Source organism: Carboxydocella sp. ULO1 (assembly GCF_002049255.1).
Taxonomy (GTDB): domain Bacteria; phylum Bacillota.
Genome location: NZ_BDLQ01000007.1, coordinates 34,808 through 55,085, shown reverse-complemented (window position 1 = coordinate 55,085; position 20,278 = coordinate 34,808). Strand labels below are relative to the sequence as shown.

The window sequence follows — 20,278 nt, the reverse complement described above, 5'->3', positions numbered from 1 at the left end:
GCGGCCGGCTAACATCGCGGGCACTGACCAGCAGCCGGGTCTGATAGGTCTTGCCTTTCTCTATCTCCTGGCTGCTGCTGGTTAAACCGGAGACCATCAGGTTTTGCAGGCCCTGGTTACCGAAAGCGTGTAACTTACCATCCAGGGTGGCTACCAGCAAATATCCCCCTGCTAAAGCCATTTCCCCTGTAACCGGAGCTCCCAGGTTAACCCGGCTGACGGTCTTGCCCTGTTGCCGGTCATAATACCAGGGCCGCTCCTGGCCGGTTGTGAGATCCAGGCCATAGACAGTACCGCTATCATCTGCTACCAGCAGCAAATTGGCAGCTGACCAGATGATAGGCGAAACCCAGCTATCCGCCGCCAGGTCCCGCTGAAGCCAGCCGGCAAGGGGAAGGCCATTGGTGCTGTTGAGACAAACTACTCTGGCTTTTTGGCCGTTGTACTGGTTAATAACGAAATAGAGGCGGTTTTGATAAAGGGCGGGGGAGTTGTTGATGAAATTGGCCGGTTTAAAGAAACTTTCATTCAACCACTGCCTTCTGCCGGTACGAGCATTTAAGGCATAGAAGCGGCCTTTTTTATCGGAAAAATAAAGATAATTGCCATCAGTGGCTATAGAAGCCGGTACCCCGGTTTTGGTGTTATAGGTCCAGAGCAGCCGTCCCTGCAGGTCATAGGCCTGGACCGAGCCATTTAGAGCCGTTCCATCCACACCGATAGCAAAAGCATTGCCAAACAGACAAGGGGAAGAGGTGATTTCCCCTTGCTGTAAGATGGGTGAGCTGCCTATTTGAGTCCCCTGGAGCTGGTCTATAAGGTAAGTGCGTTGATTGGTGGCCCCGAGGATGACCAGGTTGTCCACCAGCAGGGGTGAGGAGGAAACTTTAGCGGTCAGGGGCAGATGCCAGAGGGTCTGGGCCAGGCTGCTATTGAGGGCGTAGATGCCACTAGCCCTGGTGCCAAAGAAGAGGCGGCCCTGCCTGTAGGTGGGTGAGGAGATGGAAGGAAAGGTAGCTGCGGTTTCAATCTGCTTGCGCTGGAGGATCTGGCCGCTGTTAAGGTTTAAGGCCAGGATTTCCTGGCCGGCTTTGATGTAGATTTTTTGCTCCTGGCTGAGAATAACCGGCTGGCCCAGGATAGGTGGTTCCCCGGGTTTACCCGCTGGCGCCAGCTGCACCTGCCACTGGGTGGTAATAGGCGGAAAGGTGGGATCATAAAATATTCGTTTTCTATTTTCTTTATTACCGAACATAATAGAATCTTCGTGATCTATATTGAGATTCGCACTAGCTGCATTAAAAAATATGAAAATGAACAAAAAATGGTAAATAAATCTTTTTCTCATTGACTATATCCTCCAGGTTCGAAATCTGTATCAACATAAATAATTACGGCCATTGCATTTCCGTCCCAGTAAATTTTATGGCCAAATGCCTCACTGATAAACCTGACCGGAACCATCGTTCTTTTGTTCAGAATATATGGCGCTACATCCATCGTTTTCTCTTCCCCATTAATAATCATCTTGTTGGAACCAATCTTAACTATTATCATCGTATTATCCCTCTGCAGTGTAATTTTTTGCTCCCGGCCATCCCATTCCAGGTTAGCCCGGAAAGCCTCTGCCAGCCTTCTTAAAGGTACCATCACCCTGTTCTTGTACATCACCGGCTTTTGATCCAGAAAAAACAATACATGTCCGTTGGAAAAACTAACTTCTATCGGTATACTCGGATCCCTCGGCGTAGTATCAATAGGGTCGGGCTTTTTCACCTTCGGATTGATTTTTCCCCCGTACTTCTTCCATGCTGTTTTGCTGATGGGCACTCCATCAATAGCCAGGATCTCCTCGACATTGCTAGCCTCATAGTAAAGAAACTTCAGCATTTGCTCCAGGGTATAGCCGGGAATGGTATGGGTGGTATCCACCTCCCCATCATAGGTACGCCCCAGGATGATATGGTCCTCCCAGGCCCAGACCATCGTCGCTGGCAATAAAAACACCACAAATAAAAAAGAGATAAGGACTTTTTTCACAAACAACTCCCCCTTGCTGGTTTTTTATGACATATTCCCCTCCTCTCCCTGATTTCCTGCTGCCAAATCCTGTATACAAGGCGACAAAAACCAACAAAATAGGCTGCCGAAACTTTGTCGACAGCCCGAACTTTTCGTTATTTGTTCAAATACTCCACCAGCAATTTGTTCACCAGCTGGGGATTGGCCTTGCCTCTGGTTTCCTTCATCACCTGACCGACCAGGAAGCCGATAGCTCTTTCTTTCCCGGCCTTGTAGTCCGCTACCGACTGGGGATTGGCCTCAACTACTTTAGCCACAATGGCCGCCAGGGCCCCCTCGTCACTGATTTGCACCAGCCCTTTCTCCTTGATGATTTCCTCCGGTTCCCGGCCAGTAGCAAACATTTCTTCAAACACCGTCTTGGCAATCTTGACACTGATAGTACCGTTCTCCTGCAGCTTCAAAAGCTGGGCCAGCTGCTGTGGCTTAATCCTGGACTGCTGGATTTCCATCCCCTCCGCATTCAGCAGGCGGGAGAATTCCCCCATCAGCCAGTTGCTGATGGCCTTGGCATCGTGATGGTACTGCAGACAGGCCTCAAAATAGTCGGCCATCGCTTTGGAAGCGGTGATCACGCCGGCATCATAAGCGGGCAGGCCCAGTTCCTGAATATAACGCTGCTGCCGGGCGTCCGGCAGTTCCGGCAAGGAACGGCGTATTTCCTCCACCCAGGCCCGGTCGATTACAAGCGGAACCAGGTCCGGCTCCGGGAAGTAGCGGTAATCATGGGCTTCTTCCTTGGAGCGCATGCTCAGGGTTACCCCCCGGTTTTCATCCCAGGTCCGGGTTTCCTGAACGATTCTGCCCCCTTCATCCAGGATGGCAGCCTGGCGTTCCACTTCATACTCCAGGGCCCGTTGCAGGGCCTTAAAGGAGTTCATATTCTTCAGCTCCGTTTTGGTGCCAAATTCCTTGCTGCCAATAGGCCGTAAGGAAACGTTGGCATCACAGCGCAAAGAGCCCTCTTCCATCTTGCAATCGGAAATCTCGGTATACTGGATAATCGCCTTCAGTTTTTCCAGATACAGGCGCGCCTCTTCCGGTGAGCGCAAATCCGGTTCGGAGACGATCTCAATCAGCGGCACTCCCGTCCGGTTATAATCCACCAGAGAATAATCAGCCCCGCTGATATTGGCAGCACCCTGGTGCACCAGCTTGCCAGCATCCTCTTCCATGTGGATACGGGTGATACCGATTCGTTTGGTTTCGCCATTTACTTCGATTTCCAGATAGCCGTTTTTGGCTATGGGCAAATCGTACTGGGAAATCTGATAGGCCTTGGGCAAGTCAGGATAAAAATAGTTTTTGCGGTCGAACTTGCTGAATTCAGCGATTTCGCAGTTCAAGGCCAAACCAGCCTTAATGGCATATTCCACTACTCGCCGGTTCAGGACAGGCAAAACCCCTGGCAAACCCAGGCAAACAGGGCAGACATGCGTATTCTGGCTCCCGCCGAATTCGGTAGGGCAGCTGCAAAAGATCTTGGATTTAGTTTTCAGTTCAACGTGAACCTCCAGACCGATGACGATCTCGTAATCCTTTAATGGCATCTTCCACACCTCCGCAATTACAGTTGGGGATACAATGGGGCCGGCAACAAGGCCTGTTCCACTGCATAGCTGACCCGGAACAGGGTGGCTTCGTCAAAGGCCTTGCCCATAAATTGCACCCCCACTGGCAAGCCATCTGTCAGCCCTACCGGTATGCTGATGGCCGGAATCCCTGCCAGGTTGGAGGACATGGTAAAGATATCGGACAGATACATGGAGATGGGATCGGCAGCCTTTTCCCCGAATTTGAAAGCTACCGTCGGAGTAGTAGGTGAAAGCAATACATCAAACCGGGCAAACGCCTGGTCAAAATCCTGTTTAATTAAGGTCCGTACCTTTAAAGCTTTGAGATAATAGGCATCATAGTAGCCGGAACTCAATGCATAAGTCCCCAGCATGATGCGACGCTTGACTTCCGGGCCAAATCCCTGACTGCGGGTCTTTTTGTACATCTCCACGATGTCTTCCCCTTCAACCCTGAGGCCGTATTGCACGCCATCATAACGGGCCAGGTTGGAGCTGGCTTCCGCCGGGGCAATCAGGTAATAGGTTGCCAGAGCATACCTGGTATGGGGCAAAGAACATTCCCCTACCTCTGCCCCCAGATCTTCAAGAGCCTTGATGGTCTTCTCCACTGCGGCCCGAATTTCCGGCTGAATACCTTCTACCTGGTAATATTCCCTCGGTACCCCTACTTTCAGCCCTTTGACCCCGCCTTCTAAAGCCTGCAGATAGTCAGGCACAGGCAAGCCTGCCGAAGTGGAGTCTTTGGGGTCGTGGCCAGCAATGGTCTGAGTAATCAGGGCACAATCCCGTACCGTACGGGCAAAAGGACCGATCTGATCCAGACTGGAAGCAAAAGCGATCAGGCCATAGCGGGAAACCAGGCCATAAGTGGGCTTTAATCCTACCAGCCCGCAAAAAGCCGCCGGCTGGCGAATAGAGCCCCCGGTATCGGAACCCAGGGAAAACAGCGCCTCCCCGGCTGCCACTGCTGCAGCCGAACCCCCGGAAGACCCTCCGGGCACCCGCTCCAGGTCATAGGGGTTATGGGTAGGGAAAAAGCCTGAATTCTCCGTGGATGAACCCATAGCGAACTCATCCAGGTTGGTTTTGCCCACCAGAACCGCCCCGGCTGCCTGCAGCCTGTCCCAGACTGTGGCATTGTAGGGGGGAATGAAATTATGTAATATTTTAGACGAGCAGGTAGTGCGAATCCCTCTGGTACACATATTGTCCTTGAGAGCAAAGGGAATCCCGGCCAGCGGTCCCAGTTCTTCCCCCTGTTGCCGTCTGCGGTCAATTTCCTCCGCCTGGGCCAGAGCCTGTTCTCTGGTAACAGTGACAAAGGCCTGGACCTGATTGTCCACCTGCTCAATCCTGTCCAGGATGGCCCGGGTCAGCTCCACACTGCTGATTTCTTTCCTGACCAGCATTTGACTGGCCTGTTCCACCGTCAATGTATGTAAACTCAATGCCTGTCCCTCCTTAGACTATTTTCGGCACTTTAAAGAAGCCATCTTCTGCTTCCGGCGCAGCAGCCACAGCCTCCTCATTGCTTAAACCGGGCTTGACCTCATCATCCCGGAAGACATTTTGCATGGGAATAGCGTGGGCAGTGGGAGGAATCTCACTGGTATCCAGTTGCTTCAACTGGTCAGCATATTCTAAAATAGCATTGAGCTGCTGGGTAAACATCTCTTTTTCTTCTTCAGTCAGCTCCAAACGGGCCAGCATGGCGACGTGTTCGACATCCTGTTTGGTGATCATGGTTTCACCTTCCTTATTGGCATTTTCTCGGCAATTCATAAATTTCATTATAGCAAAATTCGGGAAAATGGGCAAATCAACAGGGATTGGAGGCCAGCAATGAAAGTTGAAATTTTTCCAGCAGAAATCAAAGGCAACCAGGGCTATGACCTGCGCATCCTGGACCCTTCTGCCACGATAGCAGACTATTTACAGGCGATTAATGAATTCATCGAAAATGGTCCGTCCCGGCGGACCAGAGCCCCTGTGCGGCAATGTAAAGGCTGTGACCTCTGTTGTTATGAGCGAATCCCGCTAACCTATATTGACGTTCTTGTATTATACCGCCATCTCCATGGCCAGTACCCTGCTCCTGCCCAGCTGCTCTCTTTTCTCAACAGCCATGCTTACATTTATGTCCAGGGCAGGGCGGTGGATATCAGTCTGGCTAGAGACGAACAGGGCGCCTGTATCTTTCTGGATCAAACTACCGGCACCTGCCGGGTTTATCAGGCCCGGCCGCTGGTTTGTCAAACCTATCTCTGTTCCCCGGCGGGCAAAAACTTTACCAGGCTGCGCAATACTATCGTCAATCTGGGAGAAGATGAACTGGTCCGGCAGTGGCTGCTGGCTACACAAGCCTGCGGAGCCGAACTTTACTTTCACGAAGGCTGGCAGCCCCGGATCAGGCTGTCTGACTGGGATCCGGGGCCTTTTGCTGAGAAAAAGGATTATGGCGAAGTGATTTTAAGTCAGTTTCTAGAAAGGAGATAACCATGAAGAAAACAGCTATTATTACCGGTGGCGCCCATGGTATTGGTAAAGCTATTGCCCTTAAACTACTTCAGCAACAAATTCAGGTCGCTATCTGGGATATCGCTGAACAGGCCGGAAAGGAAACAGAAGCGGAACTGCAGCATCATGGCAAAATTAAATTCTTCCTGGTCGATATCGCCTCAGAACCCCAGGTAAGGGAAGCAATACAGGCTACCGTCGCTTATTTTGGGGGCATAGATTATCTGGTCAATAATGCAGCCATATCATGTAACAAGCCATTGGCTGAATTGACTTTAGCTGAATGGGAACGGGTCATAACCGTTAACCTGACAGGAACTTTCCTGTGCACTAAATATGCTGCCCCCCACCTCAGAGAACGGCAGGGGGCAATTGTCAACCTCTGCTCTACCCGGGCCTTCATGTCCGAACCCAATACAGAAGCCTATTCTGCCTCCAAAGGGGGCATCTATGCCTTAACCCACGCCCTGGCCATGAGCCTGGGCCCGGAAGTGAGGGTTAACTGCATCAGCCCTGGCTGGATTGAAGTAAATAATCCAGAAGCTCTAACCAGCAGTGACCATCAGCAACATCCAGTCGGCCGGGTGGGCAAAGCTGAAGATGTAGCTGCCCTGGCCTGGTTTTTGCTTTCCGACGAAAGCGGGTTTATTACCGGGCAAAACTTCATTATCGATGGTGGTATGACCAGAAAAATGATTTATCTTTAAAGTAAAAACTCCTGCCCTCCCAACCAGGGCAGGAGCTTTTTTACCGGGGTTTCCGTCCTTCCACTACCGCTACCACGCCGCCGGTCAAATCATGGTAGCGACAATCCACCAGACCGGCAGCAGCAAAGCGCCGGGCCAGCTCAGCCTGATGGGGGAAAACCCTGGCCGAGTCATGCAGATAGCTGTAGGCACTGGCCCTTCCGGCCCAGAATTTTCCCATCAGCGGGACCAGTTTCTCGAAATAAAACCAGTAGAGTTCCTTAAAAACCGGAGCACTGGGTTTAGCCATATCCAGGCTGACCACCATGCCCCCGGGCTTTACCACCCGGGTCATTTCCCGCAAGACCTGGTCCAGGTCAGGTACATTCCTCAGGCCCCAGCCCACAGTTACACAATCAAAGCTATTGTCGGCAAAGGGCAGGGCCATGGCATTGCCCTGAATCAAGGTGATATTCTCCTGCAGGGGAAAATGGCGCAGGTTTTCCCGGGCTACAGCCAGCATATTTTCCGAAAAATCCAGACCAACCACCCTGCCTGTAGGACCACCGGCTTCTGCCAGGGCCATGGCCAGCATGCCGGTACCACAGCAAATATCCAGAGCCTGTTTTCCAGGTCCCATACCGGAACGGGCTACGGCAAAGCGGCGCCAGCGCCGGTCCAGCCCAAAGGTCATCAGGGTATTCATCAAATCATAGCGGCGGGCAATAGCATTGAACATTTCCCGTACATAGCTTTCTTTCTGTTCCTTACTGGGTAAAGACATCGTTTTCTTTTCCTCCTATAAACCCAGCCAGCAAAGCAGCTGGGATTTCAGCTCCATCTTGCCAGCCTGCCAGTTATGGCGCACCTCTTTTTCCTTAAGGCCAGCCAAACCGGGATGGAGGGGCAGGCCGCTAATGCGGCTGAGCATATTCAGCTGTTCAAATTCATCCAGCCCCTCTCTGTCCCCGGCGCTGACCAGAGCGGACAGCACACTGCTGACAAATTTAAAGGGACTGGCAGTAGCGGCAATTACCGCAGGCCGCTTATCACCACTGGCCTGAAGAAAATCCTGGTAAACTTTGTAGGCAACGGCCGTATGGGTATCCAGGGTATAGTGATAACGGTCAAACACTTCAGCAATGGTCTTCAGTGTATCTTCCTGGTCACACCAGCCGGCCCAGAGTACTTCCGCTATGGCCTGGCGGGTCTGCTCATCCACCGTATAATGCCCCGTTTCTGCCAGCTGATTAAACCAGAGGGTGATTTTCTCCCCATCCCCTCCAGTTAAGTCATAGAGAAAACGTTCCAGGTTACTGGAAATAAGGATATCCATCGAAGGGCTGTTGGTCAGTTTGAACTGGCGGCGCCGGTCATAGGTACCGTTTCGGAAAAAATCAGTCAGTACATTATTTTCATTGGAGGCGCAGATCAGCTTGCCCAGCGGCAGCCCCATCCTTCTGGCATACCAGGCCGCCAGGATATTGCCGAAGTTTCCGGTGGGTACCACCACATTGACCTCGTCGCCCAGCACAATTCGGCCCCGTCGCACCAGCTGCAAGTAGGCACTGAAATAATAGATAATCTGCGGTACCAGGCGCCCCCAGTTGATGGAATTGGCTGATGAAAGCTCAAAGCCCCTGTCAGCCAGATAGTTCCGCAAACTTGCGTCAGCAAAAATGGCCTTGACCCCATTCTGGCAATCATCAAAATTGCCAGTTACAGCAACTACGCGGGTATTCTGTCCACCGGTGGTGAGCATCTGCCGTTCCTGGACCTGACTTACTCCCCCCTGAGGATAGAAGACCATAATGCGAATACCGGGAACATCCTTGAACCCTTCCAGAGCGGCTTTGCCGGTATCTCCGGAAGTGGCCACCAGAATTACCAGTTCCCTGGACGCTCCCAGTTTGTGTCTGGCTGTCACCAGCAAATGGGGCAGCAGCTGCAGGGCCATATCCTTGAAGGCTGCCGTGGGCCCATGCCAGAGTTCCAGGATGTGGATGTCTTCCGCCAGTGAAACCACCGGGGCCATTTCCGGATGAGCGAAACTGCTGGCATTATAGGCCCGTTGTAAACAAGTGCGAATTTCTTCCCGACTATAATCGGTCAGATAGCGCTCCAGGATGGCTGCTCCCAGCTCCTGGTACGAACTTTCCACCAGTTCCGTCAACTCTTCCCTGCTGAATTGCGGAAAACTTTCCGGCACAAACAAGCCTCCAGCAGGCACCATGCCCAGATTGATGGCTTCTGCAGCGCTGACCGGCCGGAAATTATTCCTGGTGCTGATATACTGCATAAACCTTCCCCTTTCCCTACTTTACCTTAACGGCATAATCTTATACTATTCGCCCTCATCATCAGTTTTCCTGCCTGATGAGGAAAAAAGCAGGGCGAACCCTGCTCTCTTACCAGCCTAACTTGCGGTGCAAAACATGAACCGCTTCTTTCAATTGACTTTCCGGTACCAGGAAGGAAATAGTGATATCCGAGTCCGAAGTTTGCAGGATATCTATTCCGGCACTATAGAGGGTTTCCATGATTTCCGCCATTACCCCTGGAACCCCTTGCATCCCGGCACCGATAACCGATACCTTGGCACAGTTTTCCACCAGTTCACAGGCGAATCCTGCTTCATGCAGGTATTGACAGGCTTTAAAACCATCGGCCTGAGACACCGTAAAGTATACCCCATCGGGCAGAACAGAGATTACATCCACACTGATGCCCTTTTCCGCCAGCACCCGGAACAGCTTGACTCGCACCAGCTGCCAGTTTTGCTGACCATCCCGGCTGGAAAGAACCCGGACCTGGCTGAGCCCGGTAAGGTGGGCAATCCCGGTAATGACCCGTTCAGCAGCAGACTGGGAAATGAGGGTACCTTTGGCATCAGAAAAGGTATTTTTAATGCGAATGGGTACCTGGCGGCTCATGGCCACTTCAACGGCCCGCGGATGAATAACTTTCGCCCCCTGATAGGCCATTTCGCACACTTCCCGATAGGAAATTTCATCCAGAATCTTGGCTTCCGGCTCCACCCGGGGATCAACGGTCATTACCCCATCCACGTCGGTATAGATTTCCACCACTTCAGCCTGTAAGGCTGCCCCCAGTGCGGTAGCGGTAGTGTCACTGCCGCCCCGGCCCAGGGTTGTTATGCTGCCATCAGGAGCTATCCCCTGAAAGCCCGCAACCACCACAATTTTATCATCCATTACCTGGCGCAGGATGGGCATGGGGTCAACCTCTAAAATCTGGGCATTGCCAAAATTGGCATCAGTCTTGATCCCGGCCTGGCCGCCAGTTAAAGCAATGGCCGGGTGGCCCATGCTATTGAGGGTATGAGCCATAACTACTGTAGAGATAATCTCTCCGCAGGAAATGAGCAAATCCAGCTCCCGGGGATTAACCTCTGGATTAATTTCTTTCACCAGGCTAATCAAGGTGTCAGTAGCATAGGGAGCCCCCTTGCGCCCCATAGCTGAAACCACTACCACCGGCTGATAGCCTTCTGCTTTGGCGGCCAGAATGCGCTCAATAGCCCGGGCCCTGCCTTCCCCATCTGCTACCGATGTACCGCCGAATTTCTGCACAATGATTTTCACCATACTCCCTCCCCACAAGCTCTATTGTCTACTGGCCGCCAGCCATTTTTCCACTTGCTGCAATGCGATCCGGACAGCTGCCGGCGCCGGTCCTCCCGGTACCTGCCGGGCCTGGACACAGTAATCAATACTGATAGCCTCATAAAGGTCTTCTGCAAACACCGGTGACATTTGCCGGTATTCTTCCAGTGTTACTTCCTCCAGGGCCTTGCCCTGCTCTACACAATAAAGCACTGCTTTACCCACAATTTCATGGGCTTCCCGGAAAGGCACCCCTTTTTTGGCCAGATAATCTGCCAGATCGGTGGCATTGGTGAAGCCACCCTGAGCAGCCTTGCGCATATTATCTTCCCGTACCTTCATTGTTGCCAGCATGGGAGTAAAGACCAGCAAACAACCCTTAACCGTATCGATGGCATCAAAGAGCGCTTCCTCATCCTCTTGCATATCCTTGTTATAGGCCAGAGGCAACCCCTTCATCACTGTCAGCAAGGCCATCAAGTCACCATAAACCCGACCGGTCTTGCCCCGCACCAGTTCTGCTACATCAGGATTTTTCTTTTGCGGCATAATGGAACTGCCGGTACTGAAAGCATCATCCAGTTCAATAAAAGCAAACTCACTGCTGGACCAGAGGATGATTTCCTCACTGAAACGGCTGAGATGCATCATCAGCAGGGAAGCAGCAGCACAGAATTCAATGGCAAAATCCCGGTCACTGACGGCATCCAGAGAGTTCATGGTAATGGCCGGAAAATCCAGTAACTCAGCTACCCTTTCCCGGTTCAGGGGAAAAGTGGTGCCGGCCAGCGCCCCCGATCCCAGGGGACAGACATTTACCCGCTTCAGGACATCCTGCAGCCTTTCCACATCCCGCTGGAACATGGCAATATAGGCCAGCAAGTGATGGGCCAGGGTAATAGGCTGAGCCCGTTGTAAATGGGTATAGCCGGGCATCACCGTCTCCGTATGTTGCTGGGCCAGTTCCAGCAAGGTTTCAATCAATTCCAGCAACAGGTGTTTGACTTGTCCGATCTCCTCCCGCAGATACAGGCGAATATCCAGGGCCACCTGGTCATTGCGGCTGCGGGCGGTGTGGAGCTTTTTCCCCACTGCTCCGATTTTTTCAGTCAGCAGCTTTTCTATATTCATATGGATATCTTCCGCAGCTACATCAAATTGGACTTTCCCGGCCTCAATCTCCGCCAGCAGCTCTTTCAGGCCAGCTATAATCTGGTCCGCCTCAGCCGGAGTGATAATCCCCTGTTCGCCCAGCATGGTGGCATGAGCAATACTGCCCAGGATATCCTGGCGATAGAGGCGCTGATCAAAATGAATGGAAGAGTGAAAATCCTCCACCAGTTTATCTGTGGTTTTGGCAAAGCGGCCACCCCAGAGTTTACCCACCTCTGTCTCCTCCTTCGTTAATTAGCTGGATAGTACGAAGCCAGGCCTGGCCCGATGGCCAGAGCCTGGCGGCTGCTTGCGCTATTTGCGATTTTTTTCCTCCATCATCGCCCGTACCAGCAGGGGTAGGCCGAAGAGATTGATAAAGCCTTCCGCATCCTTCTGGTTGTAGATTTCGTCCCGACCAAAGGTGGACAGCTCCTGGTGATAGAGGGAATAGGGCGACCTGGCTCCTGCCGGTGTGCAACTGCCTTTGTACAGCTTTAACCGTACGGTACCGGTCACCGTCTTCTGAGTCACATTGACAAAAGCATCAATGGCTTCCCGCAGGGGATGATACCAGACCCCATCGTATACCAGTTCAGCATAGCGCTGGGCTACCAGGTCCTTATAATGCAAAGTGGCCCGGTCCAGGCAGAGCAGTTCTAATTCCCGGTGGGCAGCATAGAGGACAGTGCCGGCCGGAGTCTCATAAACTCCCCGGGATTTCATCCCCACCAGGCGATTTTCCACCATGTCTACCACACCCACACCATTGGCACCGGCGATTTCATTCAGTTTCTCAATCAGGCTGACCCCATCCAGAGCTTCACCGTTCAGCTTCACCGGAATGCCCTGTTCAAATTCCAGCTCCACATAGGTCGGCTGGTCCGGAGCTTCTTCCGGCGGGGTAATCAGCATCAATACATCCTTTTGCGGTTCATTCCAGGGATCCTCCAGATCAGCCCCTTCATGGCTCAAATGCCAGAGGTTACGGTCCATGGAATAGGGCCGGGCCTTGGTCACCGGTACGGGAATACCCCGGGCCTGGGCATAATCAATGGCATCTTCCCGGGAGCGGATATCCCACAGGCGCCAGGGAGCAATGATCTTCAAATCAGGGGCCAGGGCTTTTACGGTCAGTTCAAACCGTACCTGGTCATTGCCTTTGCCGGTAGCTCCGTGAGCCACCGCTTCCGCCCCTTCCTGGCGAGCAATTTCCACCAGCCGCTTGGCAATCAAGGGGCGGGCAAAGGAAGTACCCAGCAAATATTTGCCTTCATAAACGGCCCCTGCTTTCAGAGTAGGCCAGATGAAATCTTCAACAAATTCCTTTTTCAAGTCTTCAATATAAATCTTGCTGGCCCCGGATTTAATGGCCTTTTCCTCCAGGGGAGCCAGTTCCTCCCCTTGCCCCAAATCGGCAACCATGGCAATTACTTCATAACCGTAATTTTCTTTTAACCAGGGGATAATGATGGAAGTATCCAATCCCCCCGAATATGCCAGCACCACTTTTTTCACGCCAACCGTCTCCTTTTTATAAAAACTCAGGAAATATTATACCCTTTTCTGTATTTTAATTCAACCCGGTAATTTGCCAGCGCCCGTTAATTATCTTATAAGTCAACCTGGCAGCAAATTTACGCCCGTTTTTTAAAGTTATAGTATCCTCTATATTTGCCTCTACAAATTGGTTCTTTCCTGAATGTTGTACCTCATTAAACTTATATCCAATTTCCACCGGTTCCCCAGCGGGAATTTTACCTTTCCGGACTGCCTCTATTACCGCCGGTGCGGCAAAACGCTCTAGAGCAGACCAGTTTCGCCGGCAAGCAGCTAAATAAAACCCATTTCTAACCTCCGTTAATGCCACCCAGCCATCTAGCTCCTGGTTAAGCAACTGCTGTCCGGCCGCTGACAGGCGGTAAACCTGATTACCGCTTTTGACCAGGCCGCGGCGGTCATAATAAAAGCCGGTAAGCCGCGTATTATCACCTTTTTCTTCCACATAACCGATGCGTACAGCAAACTCGGGCCGGAAATCTGCATCATCCGCGGGTTCAAGTTGTAGTAGTTCTTTGGCCAGCATCCTGACGGTCTCAGTCCCGGGTGGCCACAGGGAAAGCAGGTTAGCCTGGCCAAAGCCGATGGTATAGATATTGGTATAATCCAGGGTATTGGCCTGTTCCAGTGCCTTTTTATCCAAGCCTGATCGGGCATATTGCTCCACCTGTTTCAGCAAGGCAGATCCACTAAAATAATTGGGATCCCTTGTCGGAAAGAATAAACTATAGGCTGAAATCAGCATAACTACCAGTAAAGCTGCGTTAACTATCCTGTTCCACCAGATCAGTTTAGGATTTCTATTTTTCACCATCCTCCCCCCCCTTGTCCCCATTATATCATTTGGACAGGGCGAGAGGAAGCCTGTTCTACAACAACAGGGCCAGCAGAGCCTTTTGGGCATGCAGCCGGTTTTCTGCCTCATCAAACACCACTGAATTGGGACCATCGATTACCCCGGCGGTTACTTCCTCCCCGCGGTGGGCCGGCAGACAGTGCAGGAAGAGATAATCTGCCCTGGCTTTGGCTACCAGTTCCTCATTGACCTGATAGGGTTGGAAGATCCGGGCCCGCTCCTCGGCTTCTGCTTCCTGCCCCATGGAAGCCCAGACATCAGTATAGACCACATCGGCATCCGTTACTGCTTCCACCGGATCAGTAGTAACCAGAATTTCCCCACCGCTTTCAGCGGCAAAGGCCTGAGCTTTAGCCACAATTTCCGCCTGAGGCAGATAGCCTTCCGGGCTGGCCACCGCTACCTTCATCCCCATCTTGGCCCCACCAATCAGCAGGGAATGGGCCATATTGTTGCCATCCCCCACATAGGCCAGCTTCAGTCCAACCAGCTTGCCTTTGTATTCCTGGATGGTCATCAGGTCAGCCAGCACCTGGCAGGGATGCAGCAGATCGGTCAAGCCGTTGATTACCGGCACATCGGCAAACTGAGCCAGCTCCTCCACCTCGGCCTGGGCAAAGGTACGGATCATGATGCCATCCACCATGCGGGACAGCACCCGCGCAGTATCAGCAATCGGTTCCCCCCGTCCCAGCTGAATATCATTGCTGCTCAAAAAGAGGGGATAGCCTCCTAACTGATACATGCCCACTTCAAAGGACACCCTGGTCCGGGTCGAAGATTTGCGGAAAATCATGGCCAGGGTTTTGCCCTGTAAAATGGGGTGGGATACCCCCATTTTCTGTTCTTTTTTCAGGTGCAGAGCCAGAGCAATCATTTCCTTCAACTCTTCTCTGGTATAGTCAGACATGCAGAGAAAATCCCGCCCCTGCATGGCTTTTTGAATTTCATTTAATGCTAATGCCATTGTTTATGCCTCCTTAACCTGTATATACCGCCAGTTCCAGGGGTTCAGCCGTGCCGCCGGCAGCCAGGTACTCCAGCACCTGCAATACCGCATTGGCCGTATCCAGAGAAGTTAAGCACGGAATTCTATATTCTGCTGCCGTGCGGCGCAGCTGGAAGCCCCGCCGCCCCGGATTTTTCCCCTGGGTAGGTGTATTGATTACCAGCTGAATGCGACCAGTTCTGATCGCTGTCAGGTCTTCTTCAAGTTCCGTTACCTGTAATCCCCGTTCCGCGAAATAGCGCCAGGTATCTCCTGCAGCTGCCAGCTGGAAGCCATAAGCAGCAAAGCGAGCAGCCAGCCGGGCCGCTTCCTCCTTGTCCCAATCCGCTACCGACCAGAACACCGTTCCGCCCGCAGGCAACTTGATATTGGCGGCCTGCATGGCTTTCAGCAAGGCAGCAGGATACTCCGCCGCTGTGCCCATTACCTCACCGGTGGACTTCATTTCCGGGCCCAGGGAGATTTCCACCCCGCCCAGTTTCTCGAAGGAAAAAACAGGGGCTTTGACAGTAATCCAGGGAGAGGGGGGCTTGAGGCCATGATAATACCCCTGTTTGGTCAGGCTCTCTCCCAGCATGGCTTTGGTAGCTACCGCCACCATGGGCACTGCCGTCACTTTACTCAACACCGGCACCGTCCGGGACGCCCGTGGGTTGACTTCCAGCACATAAACCTGACCGTTGCTGATCACATACTGAATATTGATAAGACCACATACCTGCAAGGCCCGACCGATCCGCAAGGTATAATCCACCAGCAGTTCTTCCTCTTCCCGGCTTAAACCCTGAGCCGGATAAACCGCCATGGAGTCCCCGGAATGCACCCCCGCCCTCTCCACATGGGCCATAATGCCAGGAATAAATATATCCTTACCATCACCGATGGCATCTACCTCGACTTCCCGCCCCAGCAGATAGCGGTCAATCAGCACCGGATGTTCGGGGGTGATTTCCACTGCTGTGGTTAAATAGTGGACCAGCTCCTCTTCTTTTTGGACAATCTCCATATTGCGGCCGCCCAGAACATAGGAAGGACGCACTACCAGGGGATAACCCAGCTGCCGGGCCCATTCCACCCCTTCTGTAACCGAGAAGACCGCCTTGCCTTCCGTCTGGGGAATTCCCAGTTTAGCTAACAGGGCAGCGAATTTTTCCCGGTCTTCTGCCAGGTCAATGGACTGCACGGACGTACCCAGGATTTTCACTCCGGCCGCCTCCAGTTTGGCTGCCAGATTAATGGCAGTTTGGCCGCCGAATTGTACAATCACTCCCAGAGGCTGTTCTTTTTCAATTACATGCAGAACATCTTCCACTGTCAGAGGTTCAAAATATAATTTATCCGCCGTATCAAAATCCGTACTCACTGTTTCGGGGTTATTATTGATAATAATGGTTTCATAACCCAGTTCCTGCAAACCCCAGACAGAATGGACTGAACAATAATCAAACTCAATCCCCTGACCGATGCGGATCGGCCCCGAGCCCAGCACCACCACTTTCGGTCTGGTACTGACTTCTACTTCATCCTCCTGCTCATAAGAAGAATAATAGTAGGGAGTAGCTGCTTCAAACTCAGCAGCACAGGTATCCACCAGCTTATAAACCGGGCGAATGCCCCACTCTGCCCGCCGATCCCGCACTTCACGTTCTTCTACTCCCCACCAGCGAGCCAGGGCCCGATCACTGAAACCTTTGCTTTTGACCAACTGTAAAAATTCCGAAGTTACCTGACCCCAGGGCGTTTTTTTGATTTGCCTTTCCAGTTCCACCAGACCGCGAATCTTTTCCAGGAACCAGGGATCGATTTTCGTAAGCTGATAAACCTCTTTCACGGTAAAATGGCGGCGAAAAGCCTCTGCCACCACAAACAGCCTTTCATCATCGGCTTCTTGCAGCCGGTGTTCGATGGCCATATCGGAAAGAGCACCCAGTTTGGGCAATTGCAAACTGTCCAAACCGATTTCCAGACTGCGGATTGCCTTTTGTAAAGCGGCCTCAAAGCTGCGTTCAATGGCCATCACTTCCCCGGTAGCCTTCATCTGAGTTCCCAGTCGCCGGTCAGCCGTGGGAAATTTATCGAACGGCCAGCGGGGAATCTTGACTACACAGTAGTCCAGGGCCGGTTCAAAGCAGGCACTGGTTTTACCAGTAACCGGGTTAGTCAACTCAGCCAGGGTCAGGCCAATGGCAATTTTGGCCGCCATCTTGGCAATGGGATAACCAGTCGCTTTTGACGCCAGGGCCGAGCTGCGGCTCACCCGGGGATTAACCTCGATTACTATATATTCAAAACTGTGAGGATTTAAGGCGAATTGGACATTACATCCACCCTCAATTTTTAAGGCCCTGATTATCTTCAGTGCGGCAGTGCGTAGCATCTGATACTCGCGGTCACTTAAAGTCTGGGAAGGCGCGATAACAATGGAATCCCCGGTATGAATTCCCACCGGGTCGATGTTTTCCATATTACAAATGGTAATGCAGTTATCGGCACTATCCCGCATTACCTCATACTCGATTTCCTTCCAGCCGGCCACGCTTTTTTCCAGCAGAATCTGCCCGATAGCACTGTACTTCAAGCCCTTATCAGCGATTTGCGCCAGTTCCCTGGCATTATGGGCAATTCCGCCCCCGGATCCTCCCAGGGTATAAGCGGGACGGACGATCACCGGATAGCCAATCTCCTCGGCAAAGGCCAGGGCAGCATCTACTGTTTCTACGATGGTACTGGGAGGAATAGGTTCACCGATCTCCAGCATTAAGGCCCGGAATAATTCCCTATCCTCAGCCCGCTTGATCGCCTCCAGGGGAGTTCCCAGCAGGGCGACACCATATTGCTGCAAAATCCCTTTCTCCGCCAGTTCAACAGCTATATTCAGGCCAGTCTGTCCACCCAGGGTAGGTAACAGTCCATCAGGCCGTTCTTTTTCTATGATTTGAGCCACCGTCTGCCACTGTAATGGCTCGATATAAATTTTATCCGCCATATTGGCATCGGTCATAATGGTCGCCGGGTTGGAATTGACCAGCACTACCTCCAGCCCTTCTTCTTTCAAAGCCTTGCAAGCCTGGGTACCGGCATAATCGAATTCCGCCGCCTGGCCGATGATAATGGGCCCGGAACCGATTACCAGCACTTTTTTAATATCCTGTCTTTTGGGCATGCTCCTCCCCCTTTGTTTCCTGGTTTAAAGTAACTGCAAAAACTGCTGGAACAGATATTCATTATCTTCCGGTCCCGGTGCAGCTTCCGGATGGTATTGCACCGAGAAAACCGGCAATTCCTTATGCCTTAACCCTTCCACTGTACCATCATTGAGGTTGAGATGGGTGATTTCCACCGGCAGCTGCTGCAGTGAATTGGCTGCCAGGGCAAACCCGTGATTCTGGGAGGTGATATATACTCGCCCGCTGTGTAAATCCTGCACGGGATGGTTGGCGCCCCGGTGTCCGAATTTTAGCTTATAAGTGCTGCCGCCTAAAGCCAGGCCGATGATCTGATGGCCGAGACAAATCCCGAAAATGGGCAGTTCGCCCAGGAGTTGGCGCACTGTATTGATGGCCAGGGGCACATCCGTTGGATCCCCCGGTCCGTTGGACAGCATCAACCCGGCCGGCCGGTAAGCCATAATTTCATCGGCCGTGGCATGCGCCGGGACCACTACCAGTTCCAGCCCCAGTTTATTCAGGCTGCGCAGAATATTGGCTTTGGCGCCAAAATCCATGACCACTACCCTGGGGCCGGGCCCGGGGATGGTATAAGGCTCGGGTGTAGTCACCGTCTGCACCAGCTGGGGCCCAAACACCGGCGGCGCCTGCTTGATTTTGGCCACCATCTCTGCCACTGTCCCCGGCAAAGTGGTGATCAGCCCCTGCATCACCCCATGCTGCCGCAATTTTTTGGTCAGCGCCCTGGTATCTATGCCTGCCAGACCAATAATACGATGGCGATACAGATAGGCATCCAGCGTCTCCTTAGCCCGCCAGTTGCTGGGGTAGGTGCAGGTTTCCCGCACGATAAACCCCCGGACATAACTGCGGGAGGCCTCGAAGTCATCCTGATTGATGCCATAGTTACCGATCAATGGATAGGTCATGGTCACTATCTGCCCGCAATAGGACGGGTCAGTCAATATCTCCTGATAACCCGTCATGCCTGTATTGAAAACCACCTCGCCGATAGCCTCCCCTACGGCACCAAAGGCGGTGCCTTCGTAGACTGTACCATCGGCCAGGACTAAATATCCTTTCACTGCTAATCCCCCTCACCAGCTAATTCGTTTATAATTATACAATATTTCTGCATAATAATGCAATGGTTAATAGGGGATTTTTGTCTGATTTCATCCCTCAAATACCCCGCTTCAAAGTAAAACAAGACACGTGATGGTTTCACGTGTCTTGTTATGAGGCATCTCTCTATACAGTCAGGTCCTCATTGAGCACATCAGTTATAAACATGTGCCCGGGAGCATGGGTAATCATGAAAGGTGGTTTCGACTGCATAGCCACAGCTTGTGGGGTAACACCACAAGCCCAGAATACCGGTACTTCCCCTGGTTTAATGGTGACAGGGTCTCCAAAATCCGGTTTATCTAAATCTTTTATTCCGATCAGAACAGGGTCTCCGATATGAACAGGTGCACCATGAACAGCTGGATAACGACTTGTTATTTGTACTGCCTTTACTACCTGTTGATAAGGTATAGGACGCATACTTACTACCATGGGGCCACTGAACCTTCCTGCAGGTTTGCAGGGTATATTGGTAATATACATGGGTACATTCCTGCCTTCTTCAATATGACGGACCGGAATCCCCCCTTGAAGCAATCCACTCTCAAAGGTAAAACTGCAACCTAAAAGAAAAGCAACAAGATCTTCTCGCCAATAATTTAAAATATCACTAGTCTCATCAACTAGTTGGCCATACTTATAAATACGGTATTTGGGTATATCCGTGCGCAAATCAGCACCCGGGGCTGTTAAAACAGGCTCAAAAGAGCCCACCTCTGTAACATCCAGGACCGGACAGGGTTTAGGATTTCTTTGACAAAAGAGCAAAAATTCAAAGGCTAAATCTTTCGGTAAAACAGCAAGGTTAGCTTGAGCGTACCCTGCACACATCCCCGCTGTCGGTCTGTTTATTTCCCCTTTGCGGATGGCTCCCCTGACCTCCTCAGGTTTAGCATGAAATAATTCCAGCATTTTTCT

The 20,278-nt window shown here is 52.0% G+C and carries 17 protein-coding genes; 2 read left to right on the top strand and 15 right to left on the bottom strand.

Annotated elements, in window-relative coordinates; genetic code table 11:
• From ULO1_RS01045 to gatC, 5 genes are all read right to left on the bottom strand, one after another.
• On the bottom strand, positions 1-1,255 hold a 1,255-nt coding region (locus tag ULO1_RS01045; RefSeq protein WP_200806914.1), incomplete at its 3' end, for a PQQ-binding-like beta-propeller repeat protein.
• A gap of 89 nt (positions 1,256-1,344) precedes the next feature.
• Positions 1,345-2,040 (bottom strand): copper amine oxidase N-terminal domain-containing protein, encoded by a 696-nt coding sequence (locus ULO1_RS01040; protein ID WP_079907159.1) that lies wholly within the window; start codon positions 2,038-2,040, stop codon positions 1,345-1,347.
• A 137-nt stretch (positions 2,041-2,177) separates the two neighbouring features.
• Complete coding sequence (gene gatB, locus ULO1_RS01035; RefSeq protein WP_078665955.1) at positions 2,178-3,632, bottom strand: Asp-tRNA(Asn)/Glu-tRNA(Gln) amidotransferase subunit GatB; 1,455 nt, start codon at positions 3,630-3,632, stop codon at positions 2,178-2,180.
• Positions 3,633-3,649: 17 nt separating this feature from the next.
• Positions 3,650-5,107 (bottom strand): Asp-tRNA(Asn)/Glu-tRNA(Gln) amidotransferase subunit GatA, encoded by a 1,458-nt coding sequence (gene gatA, locus ULO1_RS01030; RefSeq protein WP_079932742.1) that lies wholly within the window; start codon positions 5,105-5,107, stop codon positions 3,650-3,652.
• 13 nt (positions 5,108-5,120) lie between these two features.
• Positions 5,121-5,402: an Asp-tRNA(Asn)/Glu-tRNA(Gln) amidotransferase subunit GatC gene (gatC, locus tag ULO1_RS01025; protein WP_078665953.1), complete on the bottom strand. Its 282-nt coding sequence runs from the start codon at positions 5,400-5,402 to the stop codon at positions 5,121-5,123.
• 99 nt (positions 5,403-5,501) lie between these two features.
• Between gatC and ULO1_RS01020 the strand changes: the two genes are divergently transcribed.
• Positions 5,502-6,155 carry a YkgJ family cysteine cluster protein gene (locus tag ULO1_RS01020; RefSeq protein ID WP_079932740.1) on the top strand — a complete coding sequence of 218 codons (654 nt, stop codon included), beginning with the start codon at positions 5,502-5,504 and terminating at the stop codon, positions 6,153-6,155.
• A 2-nt stretch (positions 6,156-6,157) separates the two neighbouring features.
• Positions 6,158-6,883 (top strand): SDR family oxidoreductase, encoded by a 726-nt coding sequence (locus ULO1_RS01015; RefSeq protein WP_078665951.1) that lies wholly within the window; start codon positions 6,158-6,160, stop codon positions 6,881-6,883.
• Positions 6,884-6,923: 40 nt separating this feature from the next.
• Here the strand turns inward: ULO1_RS01015 and ULO1_RS01010 are convergent, their stop codons facing one another.
• The 10 genes from ULO1_RS01010 to ULO1_RS00965 form a co-directional block, all read right to left on the bottom strand.
• Positions 6,924-7,646 carry a demethylmenaquinone methyltransferase gene (locus ULO1_RS01010; RefSeq protein WP_078665950.1) on the bottom strand — a complete coding sequence of 241 codons (723 nt, stop codon included), beginning with the start codon at positions 7,644-7,646 and terminating at the stop codon, positions 6,924-6,926.
• A gap of 15 nt (positions 7,647-7,661) precedes the next feature.
• Complete coding sequence (gene thrC / locus ULO1_RS01005; protein ID WP_079907153.1) at positions 7,662-9,161, bottom strand: threonine synthase; 1,500 nt, start codon at positions 9,159-9,161, stop codon at positions 7,662-7,664.
• A gap of 109 nt (positions 9,162-9,270) precedes the next feature.
• Positions 9,271-10,467, bottom strand: coding sequence for an aspartate kinase (dapG, locus tag ULO1_RS01000; RefSeq protein ID WP_079907151.1), 1,197 nt, complete (start codon positions 10,465-10,467; stop codon positions 9,271-9,273).
• A gap of 21 nt (positions 10,468-10,488) precedes the next feature.
• Positions 10,489-11,874 (bottom strand): argininosuccinate lyase, encoded by a 1,386-nt coding sequence (gene argH, locus ULO1_RS00995; RefSeq protein ID WP_079932737.1) that lies wholly within the window; start codon positions 11,872-11,874, stop codon positions 10,489-10,491.
• 81 nt (positions 11,875-11,955) lie between these two features.
• On the bottom strand, positions 11,956-13,158 hold the full coding sequence (locus ULO1_RS00990) for an argininosuccinate synthase (protein ID WP_079907150.1): 1,203 nt from the start codon (positions 13,156-13,158) through the stop codon (positions 11,956-11,958).
• 55 nt (positions 13,159-13,213) lie between these two features.
• Complete coding sequence (locus ULO1_RS00985; RefSeq protein WP_079932735.1) at positions 13,214-14,014, bottom strand: hypothetical protein; 801 nt, start codon at positions 14,012-14,014, stop codon at positions 13,214-13,216.
• Between the two features lie 55 nt (positions 14,015-14,069).
• Positions 14,070-15,023 carry an ornithine carbamoyltransferase gene (gene argF, locus ULO1_RS00980; RefSeq protein ID WP_079907147.1) on the bottom strand — a complete coding sequence of 318 codons (954 nt, stop codon included), beginning with the start codon at positions 15,021-15,023 and terminating at the stop codon, positions 14,070-14,072.
• A 13-nt stretch (positions 15,024-15,036) separates the two neighbouring features.
• The gene (carB, locus tag ULO1_RS00975) at positions 15,037-18,228 is read right to left on the bottom strand and encodes a carbamoyl-phosphate synthase large subunit (protein WP_078665943.1); all 3,192 of its coding nucleotides are present in this window, start codon (positions 18,226-18,228) and stop codon (positions 15,037-15,039) included.
• Positions 18,229-18,252: 24 nt separating this feature from the next.
• Positions 18,253-19,317, bottom strand: coding sequence for a glutamine-hydrolyzing carbamoyl-phosphate synthase small subunit (gene carA / locus ULO1_RS00970; protein WP_079932733.1), 1,065 nt, complete (start codon positions 19,315-19,317; stop codon positions 18,253-18,255).
• Positions 19,318-19,483: 166 nt separating this feature from the next.
• A complete protein-coding gene (locus ULO1_RS00965; protein WP_375804199.1) occupies positions 19,484-20,269 on the bottom strand; it encodes a putative hydro-lyase in 786 nt (261 codons plus the stop codon).
• Between the last annotated feature and the right edge of the window lie 9 nt (positions 20,270-20,278).

Bases quoted from the DNA above. Each gene is read 5' to 3' on its own strand.
- gatB (WP_078665955.1), bottom strand. From the start codon at position 3,632: ATGCCATTAAAGGATTACGAGATCGTCATCGGTCTGGAGGTTCACGTT.
- gatC (WP_078665953.1), bottom strand. From the start codon at position 5,402: ATGATCACCAAACAGGATGTCGAACACGTCGCCATGCTGGCCCGTTTG.
- ULO1_RS01020 (WP_079932740.1), top strand. From the start codon at position 5,502: ATGAAAGTTGAAATTTTTCCAGCAGAAATCAAAGGCAACCAGGGCTAT.
- ULO1_RS01015 (WP_078665951.1), top strand. From the start codon at position 6,158: ATGAAGAAAACAGCTATTATTACCGGTGGCGCCCATGGTATTGGTAAA.
- ULO1_RS01010 (WP_078665950.1), bottom strand. From the start codon at position 7,646: ATGTCTTTACCCAGTAAGGAACAGAAAGAAAGCTATGTACGGGAAATG.
- thrC (WP_079907153.1), bottom strand. From the start codon at position 9,161: ATGCAGTATATCAGCACCAGGAATAATTTCCGGCCGGTCAGCGCTGCA.
- ULO1_RS00985 (WP_079932735.1), bottom strand. From the start codon at position 14,014: ATGGTGAAAAATAGAAATCCTAAACTGATCTGGTGGAACAGGATAGTT.
- argF (WP_079907147.1), bottom strand. From the start codon at position 15,023: ATGGCATTAGCATTAAATGAAATTCAAAAAGCCATGCAGGGGCGGGAT.
- carB (WP_078665943.1), bottom strand. From the start codon at position 18,228: ATGCCCAAAAGACAGGATATTAAAAAAGTGCTGGTAATCGGTTCCGGG.